General features: G+C 71.1%; 12 protein-coding genes and 1 pseudogene. 6 read left to right on the plus strand and 7 right to left on the minus strand.

What is annotated here, in order from left to right; genetic code table 11:
* Positions 1-15: 15 nt before the first annotated feature.
* The 4 genes from ACTVZO_RS01035 to ACTVZO_RS01050 all read left to right on the plus strand — a co-directional run bounded on the left by ACTVZO_RS01035 (position 16) and on the right by ACTVZO_RS01050 (position 4,209).
* Positions 16-1,437 (plus strand): amidohydrolase family protein, encoded by a 1,422-nt coding sequence (locus ACTVZO_RS01035; RefSeq protein ID WP_443296461.1) that lies wholly within the window; start codon positions 16-18, stop codon positions 1,435-1,437.
* A gap of 66 nt (positions 1,438-1,503) precedes the next feature.
* Positions 1,504-2,070, plus strand: a complete 567-nt coding sequence (locus tag ACTVZO_RS01040; RefSeq protein ID WP_443296462.1) for a hypothetical protein — start codon at positions 1,504-1,506, stop codon at positions 2,068-2,070.
* The gene (locus tag ACTVZO_RS01045) at positions 2,067-3,179 is read left to right on the plus strand and encodes a type IV pilus twitching motility protein PilT (protein WP_443296463.1); all 1,113 of its coding nucleotides are present in this window, start codon (positions 2,067-2,069) and stop codon (positions 3,177-3,179) included. The genes ACTVZO_RS01040 and ACTVZO_RS01045 overlap by 4 nt, the downstream gene beginning before the upstream one ends.
* A gap of 85 nt (positions 3,180-3,264) precedes the next feature.
* Complete coding sequence (locus tag ACTVZO_RS01050) at positions 3,265-4,209, plus strand: 5'-nucleotidase (protein WP_443296464.1); 945 nt, start codon at positions 3,265-3,267, stop codon at positions 4,207-4,209.
* On the opposite strand, the pseudogene ACTVZO_RS01055 reads toward ACTVZO_RS01050, so the two are convergent.
* Positions 4,181-4,502, minus strand: a pseudogene (locus ACTVZO_RS01055) (hypothetical protein). The gene ACTVZO_RS01050 and the pseudogene ACTVZO_RS01055 sit on opposite strands and share 29 nt — an antisense overlap.
* A gap of 1,165 nt (positions 4,503-5,667) precedes the next feature.
* Between ACTVZO_RS01055 and ACTVZO_RS01060 the strand changes: the two are divergent.
* Positions 5,668-6,159 (plus strand): class I SAM-dependent methyltransferase, encoded by a 492-nt coding sequence (locus ACTVZO_RS01060; protein ID WP_443303012.1) that lies wholly within the window; start codon positions 5,668-5,670, stop codon positions 6,157-6,159.
* Positions 6,160-6,285: 126 nt separating this feature from the next.
* Here ACTVZO_RS01060 and ACTVZO_RS01065 read toward each other — a convergent pair whose 3' ends face one another.
* The 6 genes from ACTVZO_RS01065 to ACTVZO_RS01090 all read right to left on the minus strand — a co-directional run bounded on the left by ACTVZO_RS01065 (position 6,286) and on the right by ACTVZO_RS01090 (position 11,739).
* Complete coding sequence (locus ACTVZO_RS01065) at positions 6,286-6,723, minus strand: hypothetical protein (RefSeq protein ID WP_443296465.1); 438 nt, start codon at positions 6,721-6,723, stop codon at positions 6,286-6,288.
* A gap of 125 nt (positions 6,724-6,848) precedes the next feature.
* Positions 6,849-7,712 carry a hypothetical protein gene (locus tag ACTVZO_RS01070; RefSeq protein ID WP_443296466.1) on the minus strand — a complete coding sequence of 288 codons (864 nt, stop codon included), beginning with the start codon at positions 7,710-7,712 and terminating at the stop codon, positions 6,849-6,851.
* A 261-nt stretch (positions 7,713-7,973) separates the two neighbouring features.
* Positions 7,974-8,933, minus strand: coding sequence for a hypothetical protein (locus ACTVZO_RS01075; protein ID WP_443296467.1), 960 nt, complete (start codon positions 8,931-8,933; stop codon positions 7,974-7,976).
* A gap of 681 nt (positions 8,934-9,614) precedes the next feature.
* Positions 9,615-9,767, minus strand: a complete 153-nt coding sequence (locus tag ACTVZO_RS01080) for a hypothetical protein (RefSeq protein ID WP_443296468.1) — start codon at positions 9,765-9,767, stop codon at positions 9,615-9,617.
* A 105-nt stretch (positions 9,768-9,872) separates the two neighbouring features.
* Positions 9,873-10,199 carry a DUF6247 family protein gene (locus ACTVZO_RS01085; protein WP_443296469.1) on the minus strand — a complete coding sequence of 109 codons (327 nt, stop codon included), beginning with the start codon at positions 10,197-10,199 and terminating at the stop codon, positions 9,873-9,875.
* A 208-nt stretch (positions 10,200-10,407) separates the two neighbouring features.
* Positions 10,408-11,739, minus strand: a complete 1,332-nt coding sequence (locus tag ACTVZO_RS01090; RefSeq protein WP_443296470.1) for a hypothetical protein — start codon at positions 11,737-11,739, stop codon at positions 10,408-10,410.
* A gap of 190 nt (positions 11,740-11,929) precedes the next feature.
* On the opposite strand from ACTVZO_RS01090, the gene ACTVZO_RS01095 reads away from it, so the two are divergent.
* Positions 11,930-13,234: a NucA/NucB deoxyribonuclease domain-containing protein gene (locus ACTVZO_RS01095; RefSeq protein WP_443296471.1), complete on the plus strand. Its 1,305-nt coding sequence runs from the start codon at positions 11,930-11,932 to the stop codon at positions 13,232-13,234.
* Positions 13,235-13,264 lie beyond the last annotated feature (30 nt).

A 13,264-nucleotide genomic window follows, 5' to 3' on the forward strand; every position in this document is an offset into this window, starting at 1 on the left:
GGGAGGTACTACGCCATGCACTCATCCCCCACCTCGTCGCCGGCCCCCAGCCGCCGCGACCTCCTCACCGGCCTCGGCCTGGCCGCTGCCGCCCCGCTCGTCCTCGGCATCACCACCCGCCCCGAACGCCCTACCGGCCCGCAGCTCCCGGTCGGCCCGGTGGTCCTGCTGCGCGGCGCCTCGCTGGCGCTCACCATGGATCCGGCCCTCGGCAGCGGCCCCCTCGGCTCCGTCGAGAACGCCGATGTACTGATGCGGAACGGCACCATCGCCGCCGTCGGCAGAAACCTGCGGACCCCGCCCGGCACCTGGATCGTCGATGCTTCGGGCAAGTTGGTCATGCCGGGGTTCGTCGACACGCACACCCACCTCTGGCAGGCGGTGATCCGCGGAGGCTGCACCGACGGAGACCTGTTCGGCTGGTTCAGCCGATGTACCAACCCCCAGCGGAACCGGCTCACCCCCGAGGCCGTGCACAGCTGCGTACGCCTCGCCGCCCTCGACGCCGTCCAGTCGGGCGTGACCACCCTCGTGGACTGGGTGGACATCTTCTCGTACGACCTCATCGAGAGCTACGTACGGGCCTTGGCCGGCACCGGAGTGCGGTTCACCTACGCGATGTTCCCCTCCGAGGCCGACCCGGCGCTGGTCACGAAGGTGAAGAAGGAACTCGTCGACCCCGCTCCGCTCGCCGGCTTCCAGGTCGCCACGCACGCCGCGCGCCCCGTCCAACACCTCAACCACGCGCACTGGGAGGCCGCCCAGGACCTCGGAGTCATGCTCAACTCCCATGTCCTGGAGCGCCCCGAGCAGCGCGCCGACGACCCCATCGGAGTCCTCGCCGACATCGGCGCCCTCGGTCCACGGCTCTTGATCAACCACGCGATCCACCTGACCGACGACGAGATCGCCGCCGTCGCCGCGCACGATGTACGTGCGGCCCATTGCCCGCTCAGCAACATGCGGCTGGCTTCGGGCATCATGCGGCTGTCCGAGTTCGGACGGCGGGGCGTCAAGGTCGGCCTCGGCCTGGACGGCGGGACCAACGACAGCTCGGACTTCCACGCGCTGATGAAGACGGCCATCGGGCTTCAGCGCGCCCGCGCGACGGAAGCCGGGATCTTCCCGCAAGTGCACGACGTCCTGCGGATGGCCACGCTGGGCGGCGCCGAAGCCCTCGGGATCAGCGACCGGGTGGGCTCCCTGACCCCCGGAAAGCGTGCCGACGTGGTGGTCGTCGATCCGGCCGCCCTGAACTTCGCGCCGCGCTTCGACTGGGTCGGGCAGACCGTGTACAACGGGCGGCCCGAGAACGTCGACTCGGTGTTCGTCGACGGACGGCCCCTCAAGTTCGACGGCCGGCTCGTGGACGTCGACACGGACCGCGTCGTGCGGGAGGCCGAAACGGCCGCCGCCCGGCTCCGCGCGGCCGGCTGAACCCCACCGGCCCCGCCGCGGTCGGCGCGGCTCGGCATCCGCCCGGCCGCCGGGTACCTCCGACCGGTGATCGGGATTCCACCGGAGCCGGTCCTGTTCACGACGTATCCGGCCGGGATCGCGAAACCGGCGTCGGTCACTGCGATCACCGGGTTCGCGACCCCGGCTCCCGGAGCGCCCGTCGACGTCACGCACGCCACGGTCCCCGGCGGTGGCCGGGCGTCCCTCACGTTCGGCGGCTACGCCCAGCCGGCACCGGCCACGACAGGACCGCTCGACCACGTCGTGCTACAGGTGGCGCACCACGAGGAGGGAGACGTGCAGTCGGTGAAGATGTCGGTGGACTTCCCCGGCAGCACCTGCACCGGCGTCGACAACTCACTGAACGTACCGGTCCGTCTCGGCGCGAGCGGTCCGGTGACCGACCAGGTCGACCTGGCACCGTGTGGCCTGACCCAAGCCTCCCAGCTGGCCGGGCTGACCGTGGCCTACACCGTCGCCGCCGGGAACGGGGGCACGACCGCGCACCTCGGCGGCACCCGGGTCGACCTGCTGTCCGGCCCGCTCGTCAAGGCCGCCGTGTCCTTCGACGGCCGCACCAGCACCGTCAAGCAGTGGACGGTCCTGCCATGAGCGACCACCCCACCTTGGAGACCACCATGCCCGGGCCGACTTCCGCAGGCATCGACCACCTGCTCAATGAACTGTCGGAGCGGGGCGGCAGCGACCTGCTGCTCACCGCGGGATCGGCGCCGTTCCTCCGCGTCGACGGCGCCCTGCGAGCCGTCGAGGGGTCCGCGCTGACCGAGCCGGAGGCCGATCGCCTCGTGACCGGGGTGCTGGGCGAGGAACTCACGGAACGGTTCCGCCGGGAGAAGCAGGTCGACTTCGCGTTCAGCTGGGGCGAGAGGGCCAGGCTGCGCGGGAACGCCTTCGTGCAGCGCGGCACGTCGGCGCTGGCGCTGCGGATCATCCCGTTCGGCGTACCGACGTCCGAGCAGCTCGGGCTCCCCCCGGTCGTCATCGGGTGGGCGGGCATGCCGCGCGGCCTCGTGCTGGTCACGGGGCCGACCGGGTCGGGGAAGTCGACGAGCCTGGCAGCGCTCCTCGACTGGGTCAACACGCACCGGTCCGTGCACATCCTCACCATCGAGGACCCCATCGAATACCTGCACCGGCACAAGCGCTCGGCGGTCAACCAGCGTGAGGTCGGCACCGACACCGACTCGTTCCCCGCCGCTCTGCGTTCGGCGCTGCGCGAGGATCCCGACGTCCTGCTCCTCGGCGAGATGCGCGACCCGGAAAGCATCTCCGCGGCCCTGACCATCGCCGAGACCGGGCACCTGGTGTTCGCCACCCTCCACACCAACGACACGTCGCAGACGCTGGACCGCATCGTCGACGTGTTCCCGGCCGAGCAACAGCCCCAGATACGCCTGCAATTGGCGCACACCCTGGTCGGCGTCCTCAACCAGACGCTCATCCCACGGACCTACGGGGGCCGGGTCGCGGCCTTCGAGGTACTGGTGGGCACCTCGGCGATCCGCAACCTGATCCGCGAGGGCAAGACCCGCCAGATCCGCAACATGATCGCGACAGGCCACCGCGACGGCATGCGGACCCTCGAGACCAGCATCAACGGCCTCATAGCGACCGGCGCCATCACGTACGAGGACGCCGTACGGCACACGGCCCACCCGGAGGACATCCAGCGCCCGCACATCCCGATCGCCCGCACCTGACCGCCGACAGCCGCACATGTTTCCGTCACGTTCGAAAGGGCGATAACCGTCTCGATGTTGCACGTGTGACGGCCGGGGGCGCGCAATGAAGTACGACCTGTCCGGCCGCCTCGTCATAGGGCTCGCTTCCAGCGCGCTGTTCGATCTCACCGAGTGCGACGCCGTGTTCCGGGAGCAGGGTGAGGATGCGTATCGGGCCTACCAGGAAGCGCATCTGGAAGTCGTCTTGGACAAGGGCGTGGCCTTCGCCTTCGTTCGGCGCCTGCTGGCGCTCAACGACCTGGTGGATCCCACCGATCCGCTGGTCGAAGTCATCATCCTGTCGCGCAACGATCCGGACACCGGGCTCCGTGTCATGCGTTCCATCGCGGCGCACGGCCTGCGGATCAGTCGGGCCGTCTTCCAGCAGGGCCGGTCCCCCCACCGGTTCATGCCGGCCCTGAACATGTCCTTGTTCCTCTCCGCGAACGATTCCGACGTTCGCGAGGCGGTGGCCGACGGGATGCCGGCAGGGCACGTGCTCAAGACGGAGAGAGTCGATGACGACGCCGATCAGGAGCTCCGCATCGCGTTCGACTTCGACGGCGTGCTGGCGGGCGACTCCTCCGAACGGGTCTTTCAGGACGCCGGCCTCGACGGGTTCCGCGCACATGAAGTGCGCAACACGGCCACCGCTCACGACCCCGGCCCCTTGAAGGAGTTCCTCGCGGGCATCAACCGCATCCAGGGCCGCGAAGAGGAGGCCCGCCGCAAGGATCCCGCCTACCGGCCCCGGCTCCGGGTGTCGCTGGTCACGGCTCGGGACGCACCCGCTCATGAACGTGCCGTACGGAGCCTCAAGGAGTGGGGGCTGCGCGTCAACGACGCCTTCTTCCTCGGCGGAGTCGACAAGGCCGCCGTCATGCGTGCCCTCGACCCACACATCTTCTTCGACGACCAGGTCTCCCACCTGAACGGCACGGCACCCGCCACCCCCAGCGTCCACGTCCCGTTCGGAGTCGTCAACGCATCTCCTCGGGCACCCGAATGAGCGGCGGGCGGACCTCGGTCCGCACAGCGCTCAGGCCTCGCCGTCCTTCCCAGAAACCGCGCCTGTCCTGGGTCATGTACGCGATCGCACGCAGCCACTTCGGGCCCTTGTAGCCGTAGAGGAGGGCGGCAGCCGGCACGCCGAAGAACTCGTGGTCGGTGGTGGTCGTGCCCGCGGTCGGCCCGGAACCTGGGCACCGGTCCGTAGTGGGACACCGGCCAGCCCTTGACCGTGCGCTGCCCGGGAGGGAGGGGTTCACTCACTCCACACCACGCACCTCGACTCTCACGCACACTGGATTGGCATGAGCGAGGCAGATCAGATCCTTCACCTCGCAGATGCTGGTCATTGTGACAGATTCACCTCTTGGATGATCGCCTGGAACCGCGTAGGCCGCACTGGCCTGATTTCGTGTCTCGATCCAGTCGCCCCGACAGTGCGGCGATTGGTTGACTGGCGGGCACCGGCCCCGGGCGGAAGAGCGGCTCTCTTCGTCACGGGACCAACGCCAGAAGCCCCTGCGCGCCGATCGCGGTGTTCGGCGCGCAGGGGCCTGGCCTTTTCGGGGAACCCCAGCGGCGGGCAGGCCTCCGCTGGCCGGACGTCTCACGGGCGGAGATGGTCTGGCATATGCAACCCCTGATGGCGCATCCTTGCGTAAATGCCACCTGAAACAGCCGGAGTGACTCGAACATGAGGAGGCGGTCACGGCGGTCGTGGTCGTTCAACGCGATGCCGCGGAGGCTCCGCCCACCGTGCGCAAGATGCTCACCGCGGCCGGGCTCACCACGCGGAGGATGCTGCTCGGCGATCTGGGTGGTGATCCGTCCGGTGACCTGCGCGGCGTGGACGGCCTGATCATCCTGGAGGACGGTCCTCGCACCCCACACGACAGCGCCGCTGCCGCCGAAGCCACCCGGCGCGCGCTCGTGCGCAGCGCCCTCGCCGCCGAGGTGCCCGTGCTCGCCCTGGGGTCCGGAGCCCGGCTCCTGACGGATGAGCGGGATCCGGCGGCCACGCGTACCGCAGCGGTCGGCCGGTCCGACATCCACCACACGCTGGAACTCACTCCGGCCGCGGCCGCCGACCCCGTCTTCGCCGGCCCCGGGCTGCCCTCCCCCGTCCTGCGCCCGGCCCTGGACCCTCTGGAGCTGCCCGCCGGGGCGGTCGTACTCGTCACCTGCGAGGGACACCCGGAGCAGGCGTTCCGGGTCGGTGTCAGCGGATGGGGCGTGCGGTTCCTGCCCCAGGAGTCCGCTGCGCCGGGCGGCGGAACTTCCGGGGCCGTCCTCGACCCGTGGGGCGAGCAACTGCTGCGCCGGTTCGCCGCGCTGGTCGCCGCCCGGGCCGAACACACCGCCACCCGCGCCTTCTTCACTCGCCGGGCCGAGGCCTGGGAGGCGCGGTTCGCCCACCAGACCCCGGCGAACCCCGGCGTACGCCGCGGCCGTGGACCGGATGCGGCTGGCGCCCGGCGGGCTCGCCGTGGACCTCGGCTGCGGCACCGGACGGGCCATGCCCGCCCTGCGGGCCCAGGTCGGCCCCTCAGGCAACGTACTCGGCGTCGATGTCACCCCGGCCATGCTCACCGCGGCCTCCCGGCACGGCCGCACCCGCCACGGCCGTCTCCTCGCCGCGGACTGCACCCGGCTCCCCCTGCCTGACGCCTCCGTGCACGGGATCTTCTCCGCAGGCCTGATCGACCACCTGCCCGACCCCTACGCGGCACTGCACGAGTGGGCCCGCGTCACCGCCCCCGACGGGGTCCTCCTCCTCTTCCACCCCTCCGGCCGCGCCGAGCGCGCCGCCCGTCACGGCCGCCCCCTCGACCCCGACGACCTCCTCGCCCGGCCCAACCTCCGACTCGCGCTGCACACGACCGGCTGGCAGCTGGAGGAGTACGAGGACGCGGCCGGTCACTTCCTGGCCCGCGCCGTCCCACACGGCTGACGGGGCAGCGGGGAGATCTCCCCGGCCCGTCCACGGGCCCCGTGCCCCGGCCCAGCCGCGGCCCCTACGCCGGCGCCGGCGTAGGCCGCGCACGGGCCGGGATCGTGTACGGGCGCGGTACGCGCTCTACGTCTGCGCGGAGGCTCTCAGGGCGGCCCGGGTCCGAACCCGCCCCTCCGCCACAGCGGGGACGAAGCCCAGCAGGGTCAGACAGGCCCACCACTGCCAGGCCGCGCCGTCGACGGAGCAGGCGACGGCGGCCGGGACGAGCGGCAGGACGGGGACGGACGCCACGTGCCACAGCATCCGGCCGCCGGGCAGCCGCCGGGCCAGGGCTTCGCCGATCAAGGCCGTCGGAGTGGCGAACAGCACGGCCTGGATCAGCCCCAGGACGACGCTGAGGAAGACCAGCCAGACCAGCGAGTACAACCAGTCGCCGCGCTCGACCGGCAGCCCCTCGGTGACCAGGGACAGTGCGATCAGAACGACGCCGATGGCCCCATACTGAGCTGTCGTCGCGTACCCCGCGACACGCAGGGTCCGCCCGCCCGTCATCTTCCGCACCACTGCGCCTTCCCCTCGCTCGCTCCCCCGGGTGCGGGGCGATCTTGAAGTTGAACATGTTCAACCGTTCGCCACCCTACACACCCCCCGGACGGGGCGGCCTGCCGGCCCTTCAGAGCCGGGGATCAGCCGCTGAGGTCGAAGACGCCCCACGCGGTGAACGGCTCGGCCTGGACGTAGATCCTGCTTCCTCGGCCGACGACCCTTCGACGACCGGGGGCGAGGCCATCGGGCAGGGTGAGCAGGCCGACGTCCGCGGGCTCGACGGTCGTCTCGGTGAGCTCACCGTGGGCGAGCCGGTCCCGCTCCTCGGCGTAGCCGCCGTAGAAGACCGCCCTGTCACCGTGGACGGCCACCGCATGGGCGCCCTGTATCCGGTTCGCCCGCACCGTCACGGGCCGGTCGGTGCGGTCGGGCCGTATCTCGACGAGCGGGAAGTCCGTGTACGTGCACGCCCAGGCGGCGGTGCCCGACACGTTCAGGGCGTAGCAGTCGAAGAGACCCGGGATATCCGCGCCGTCCGAGGTCCAGGTGGGAGCGCCCGTGGTGCTCCAGCGGCGGATGCCGACCGGGTTCTCGTCGAAGTGCCCGACCCAGAGTTGGCCGGCCCCGTCCACGAGCAGGTGCTGGATGGCATCCCCGACGGAGAAGGACGAGGTCTCGCGGCCGAGCGTGTCGAAGACCTGGACCTGGTTCCCGTCCTCGTACCGGCGGGCGCGGGCGGCGGCGACGATGAATCCGCCGTCGGGCAGGCGGTCCAGGCGCGGCCAGCGGGCCCGCACAGAGCTCAGCTCGGTGAGTTCGACGTCGCCGCCCGCATCGGCGGAGACGACGAGGGCGTCGAAGGGCAGGACCTCACCGGGCTGTGGAGCACGTTCGGCAAGCAGCCAGTGGGCGACGCCGAAGACGTCGACCGTACTGGTCAGGACGTGGCGGTGATGGTGGGCTCGGGGAAGGCGGGCGTAGGGAACGAGGGCGGTCTTCTGCACGGGCGGTCTCTCCAGGGTGGGCGGTCACGCCCGTCGGACGCAGTGACGAGCGGCGGCCGGCGGCCGGCGGCGCGCGAGCGGTGGCGGTGGCGGGGCGAGCCGGGCGCCTGGCGCCTGGCGCCTGGCGCCTGGCGGGCATGGTCCTAAGCAGCCGCCGCCCGAGGCCACGGCGCGGTTGGCTGCCGGGGCCGGGGAGGGGTTGACACTGGCCGGCGTCGCCGTGGACGGACGGCGACGGGGTGGCAGTGCCCGTCAGCTGGGTCAGTCGACGCTGCCGTACGACTTGATCTCCTTGACGTAGAAGGTCGGCGCGGTCAGGGAGCCGCCCAGAGTGGTCTGGTAGGTCGTGTCGATCCCGACCTGGACCTTGGCCTCGAAGAGATCACCCTTGACCACGCCGTTGAGCTTCCCGGTGGAGAACAGTTCGGTGAGGATGCTGTTCGTGTCGCAATCCGGCAGGAACCCGTACTTGGGCTGCTTCTTCTCCCCGCAGGTGTTCGCACGGACCGAGGTGGTGCCGGTCGCGGAGTCGGCCTGGACGATCTCGCCGTAGATGGTGAAGCAGCCCATGAGGTGCGCGGTGGTGTTGCGCACCATCTGCTTGAACTCCCGGTCGGACACCTTCTTGTACTCGCCGGTCTCGGTGCAGGAGGGCTTCGGCTTCGGCTGGTTGTGGGTGATCGGGCAGGTGCCCCCCTTCTCGATGACCGACAGGTCGACCTTCGTCGTCGCGTCGATCGGCGCGGCGCTGCCGCTGACGACCTCGCACACGGTCATTCCGGCAGGGGCCTCGGGTCTGGGCTGGTCGGAGAACGGCGACACCCAGGAGATGTTGTCCTTGGCGACGCCGGCCTTCGTCAGCTCGGTGACGGCGTCCTCCCAGGAAGCGCGCTTGACGCCGACGACGCCGCTGACCCGGGGCAAGGGCGAGGGAGTCGGCGACGCGGAGGCCGTGGCGGCGCCGGCCGACGGGCTCGGGCTCCGGCTGGCGCTCGCGCCGGTCGCCGCGGTGTCGGTCTCGTTGCCGCCGGCGAGGAGGTAGCCGGCGGTGGCGGCCGTGACGCCGACGACGAGAGTGGTGGCGATGACCGGGACGAGCCAGGCCGGGCGCGTACGGGGCTGAGGCTGCTGGGCGGGCGCGTACGCGGGCTGCGGTGGTATCGGCGGAGTGGCCACGGTGCCGGTCTCGTCTGCTTCGGGGTTGTCGTGCTGGTCGGACATGAGGCGGGTCTCCTTTGGGCTGCTCCCCCGCGGGTGCGGGGCGGGTAGCGCGGCGAGGGTGATGACGGGGGTGCGACCTCCGCGTGTGCGCGGCGGGCTTCAGCAGACGTGGAGGTATGGCTTCTTGAGCAGTCGGAGCGGCAGGGGCCTTCAGGCTGGGTGCAGCCCGCGGCCGGGCGGGCAACTGGATGGTGCGCCCGCCGGTCCCTTCATCGAGCAAGGGCCGGTGGATGCTAGCGGGGTTCTGGCGACACCTGCTGGGTCGTCTCACACGCTGGGAGGGCTGGCCGGCGGCCGCGGATTTCCGGGCGGACGCATTTCGCCTTCTCGGCCTTGGCCGACCTGCGGTTGCCGTTCGACCGTCGGACCTTCCGTGGCGTGCGCCATAGGTTTGCCGTGGCGGGGCGGTTGGCTACGTGCGCGCGTTCCCTGCACTGAAACCGCTTTGACCTGCAGGTTCCGGGGCCCACCGGAGACGGTTCTTCAGGCGCCGGTGAGCTGGACGCATCGGCATGAAACTCCGCGCCGCCAAAGGGTGTTGGGCGAGGGTACGCGTATCCGTGCCGGGATGGGCGACGAGGGGGTGTCTGACGCCCGGCGAACGGCAAAGGGAGACTCCGAGGGCCCACGGGAGGCCCAGGACGCCGTGTCCAGGGCCTCCCGGCCGCGCTTCCCCGCCCCTCAGCCGAGCCGGACGGCGCCCGGCACGGACAGCCGACGGGTGAGCGTGTTGACCACGTAGACGACGGAGAGCCGGCCCAGGGGCGCGGCACGTACGTCCTCGCCCTCGGGGTCGCCGGCGTTCCACTGGGGCCAGCCCCACGGGGAGCGCACCGCGATGTCCAGGACGTCGCGGACCGTCTCCCGGGCCGGCTCGGGGGCCGGCGTGGGCTTTCGCGGCCTGTGGGGACAGCCGCACCGCCCACGGCTGTTCCTCGGTCACCGGCGGCCGCCGAGGACGTCGTCCAGGTCCACGAAGCCGGAGTCGTCCTGTCCGGAGTCCATGAAGGCGTCGACGTCCGGGGCCGCGGCCACGCGCAGTTGCCAGGTGCGCACCACCTCGTGCAGAGGGGTGAGGCTGAAGGCGTGGCGGGCGTCCTCCAGAGCCTTGGCCCAGTCCCGCTCGAACGCCGGCACCCACTGCTCGGCGCGGCGGTCGGCCCGGAGCCGGCCGAGGAGTTCGGCCGCGGCGCCAGGTGCGGGAGTGTACGAAGCTGCGGGAACGGCCGGGGCGGGAGCGGGGGTGTGGTCGGGCTGGGCGCTCATCGGTTCCTCCTGCGGCGGGTGCTACCGGCCACCGTAGAACGCCGCAGCCCGGGCCGTCGCCGTTCGGGCGGATGCGGTAGCCGCGATCGGGAGCGCGCGGGGTCGTGGATGCAGCAGCACGAACCCGCACGCCCGACGGACGTCGTGTTCGTCGGGCGTGCGGGTTCCAGGGGTTCGCGTGCCGGCCGTGCTCACGGGGTCGGGGGCGTCAGACTCCGGTCAGGGTGAACGTACCCGTACCGTCCTGCCTGCCGCTGGAGTACTGACGGATCAACTCCCCGTCCGCGTACCGGTCGTAGCCCATCATGGAGCCGGTGTACTTGTTCTGCACACCGATCTTCGAGCTGCCGGGTACGTCGCGGTAGATGGAGAACCGCTGGAGGTCGTCCTCGCCGCAGGCGGCCGTCGTCAGGTAGGCCTGCTCCTGGTTGGCGATGTTCGCCGGGATGGTCGCGCATCCGCCGTTGCCCCAGTTCCACAGGGACGCCTCGAGGACTCCGTTGTTCTCCGTCACGTTGCACAGGCGCCAGTTGTCCAGGTGGGCGCTGAAGAACGTGGATACCCGCAGGCGGATGCCGTCGTTGGCCAGGAGCGGTGCGCTCCAGTTCAGCGGCCTGCCGGGGACGTCGATGCGGTAGACGCCGGCCTCGCAGTTGAGCCCGGCCTGCGCGCTGAGCCCGGTGGCCCTGGGCTGCTCGGTGGCCTTGGGCTGCCCGGTGTCCCTGGGCTGCCCGGTGGCCTTGGGCTGCTCGGCCGACGTTCCGCCGGTGGGAGCCGGGCGCTGCACGAGGAGGTCCTGCGTCTGCTTCGCCGTCGGGGCCACCTCACCGGCCGGGTGCTCGGCCTTCGCGGCGGCCGAACCGCAGTCGAGGAGAACTTGCGCCTTGGCCATGATGCTGTTGGCGGGCACCGTGTCCTCGCAGCGCACCGCGCCTTCCTCAAGGGTGGTGTAGGTGGTGAAGCTGCCACCACCGGGCCCCTCGATCCACCTCAACGCCCAACCACCGTCGCCCTGTTGGACGCGGTTGCAGTTGAGGCTCGCATACGTACCGGTGACCTTCTTGGTGCCCTTGTAGACGCCGTAGTAGCCGGGCCGGTTGAAGTTCCACGTGACCGTGCTCGACTCGCTGCTGGTGGAGGAGTAGTTGACCTGAACGTTCAGGCCCAGGCTCGCGCCGACGGTGCCGAGCGTCTGGACGGCGAAGCCGCCCTGGACGGTGCCGTTGAGGCCCACCGAGACCGAGATGGTGGTCTGGGTGCTGGTGGTGACGCTCTGGTAACCGGTGGCGCCCTGGGTGACGTACCAGCCCTTGAAGTGGGTGATCGTCGGGGCGACTTCGGTCGTCTTGATGTACGGGTGGCGTGTGCCGAGGTCGGCCGTCGTACAGGCGTCACCGGGCTTGACCTGCGTGGCCGCGGCGGACTTCACGGGTGCGGCCGAGGCCGGTAAGGCGGCAAGTCCGACGGTTGCTAACGCAGCCGAGGCAACGCAGGCCATGAGCGTGGTGCCTGCGCGGCTGACGGGCTTCGTGGGGCGCATCGTTGCCCTTTCCCCCTGGTCGTGTGTGTTCGGTCAACGGGTGAATGTAGCGGCCACGCGGGTGGGGGCGTGAGCCCGCAACGGGCCAAAAGTGATCAAACAGGGGGCCAATTCCGCTCTGGTGTGCGAGGGCGCCGGACCGGTTCCATCCCTACCGGACCCGTACGCCACCGAACAGGGGGACCACCCTTTGAAACACGTCATACGACTGCGCGCGGCGATGGCCTCGCTCGCCCTGACCGCAGTTCTCCTCGCCCCGGACGTCTCACCGGCCACCGCCGCACCACTGTCGGCGGCTCCCGACGTACGCGGCGCCTGCACCGCCACCACCCCCGGCTCCACGCTCGCACGGCAGGGCGCGGCCCGGACCTGCGTCAAGGACCGGGCCGTCACCGCCGAGGATCTCGCCCGTATCCGCGCCCGCACCGCCGCTGTCCCCGGGGGCGCCGCTGTCCCGGTGGGCACCGCCGCCACCCGGGACGACGTCGACCCCGGGGACGACCCGGCTGCCGGCCCGGAAGCGCTGTGCACCTCGAAGAAGCGCCAGGACGTCGTCGCCAACCGCCATGCCTACTGCATGCGGCACGCCATCGTGTACCTGCTGGAAAACCGCGCGGGTGACACGATCGGCACCGCTGAACTCCTGGTCACAGCCCGGTCCGCGGTGGACCCCAAGAGCGTGACGTGGCAGGAGAACATCGCCGTCTTCGCCGGCAAGTACGACGGTGTTTCCGCCATGAGACTCGCTCTGTCGTCCTCGTGCACCGCGTGCATACCCGGGCCGCCCGCCTGGGGCGGCGGGGCCATCGAGCTGCGCGCGGGCGAGGAGGACCAGTCCGGACACCTCTTCTACGAGACCACCACCCGGGGCGGCGGCGAGCGCTCGCGCAGCATGATCGCCTACCAGAGCCAGACGGAGAGCCCCGACGCGGAGTACCCCGTCATCGGCTACGGGCAGTGGGCCGGCCCCTCAGTGGCCTGTGACGGGCAGGTCGGCAGCACCCCCGGCTGCATCGCCACCGATAGCCTGGCCACCGTGGTCCTCAGCAAGTCCCAGTACGGGGCCTCCGCGGTGGCCTACGAATGGGCGCAGAACAACCTGAGCAACAACAACGCCATGGGCACCGCGAAACGGCCGCTGACGCGTGACAGCGACAAGCCGAGGGCGAAGAGCAGGAGTTACTACACCTGCAAGGCTCCGCCGAAGCCCTTCGTGGCCGACCTCACCGTCGTGAACGACGAATGCGACGAGTTCCCCTTCGCCAGGACCCGCCAGGGCGGCACGCTCGGCTCCCTGTGCGCGGAAATCATCCCCCGCTACGTGGGCGGCGGCGTATGGCGCGTGGACGTCGTACGCGACGAACCGGCCGCGCCCTGCATCAGGGCCCATGTCAGCTCAGACGTCAACCAGAACGCGGGGCGGTCCGTGGGCCGTCAGGTTCAGACCGAGCGCATCCTCCAAGGCGAGGCGTACCAGGTGCTCATCACCCCGTAGGTATGGGGCCTCCCTCCCCCGGCGCCCGGG

Source organism: Streptomyces sp. IBSNAI002 (assembly GCF_052244475.1).
Lineage (GTDB): Bacteria > Actinomycetota > Actinomycetes > Streptomycetales > Streptomycetaceae > Streptomyces.

Excerpts from the sequence above, each read along its gene's own strand:
- ACTVZO_RS01035 (WP_443296461.1), top strand. The coding sequence starts at position 16 with ATGCACTCATCCCCCACCTCGTCGCCGGCCCCCAGCCGCCGCGACCTC.
- ACTVZO_RS01045 (WP_443296463.1), top strand. The coding sequence starts at position 2,067 with ATGAGCGACCACCCCACCTTGGAGACCACCATGCCCGGGCCGACTTCC.
- ACTVZO_RS01050 (WP_443296464.1), top strand. The coding sequence starts at position 3,265 with ATGAAGTACGACCTGTCCGGCCGCCTCGTCATAGGGCTCGCTTCCAGC.
- ACTVZO_RS01060 (WP_443303012.1), top strand. The coding sequence starts at position 5,668 with ATGCGGCTGGCGCCCGGCGGGCTCGCCGTGGACCTCGGCTGCGGCACC.
- ACTVZO_RS01075 (WP_443296467.1), bottom strand. The coding sequence starts at position 8,933 with ATGTCCGACCAGCACGACAACCCCGAAGCAGACGAGACCGGCACCGTG.
- ACTVZO_RS01085 (WP_443296469.1), bottom strand. The coding sequence starts at position 10,199 with ATGAGCGCCCAGCCCGACCACACCCCCGCTCCCGCCCCGGCCGTTCCC.
- ACTVZO_RS01090 (WP_443296470.1), bottom strand. The coding sequence starts at position 11,739 with ATGCGCCCCACGAAGCCCGTCAGCCGCGCAGGCACCACGCTCATGGCC.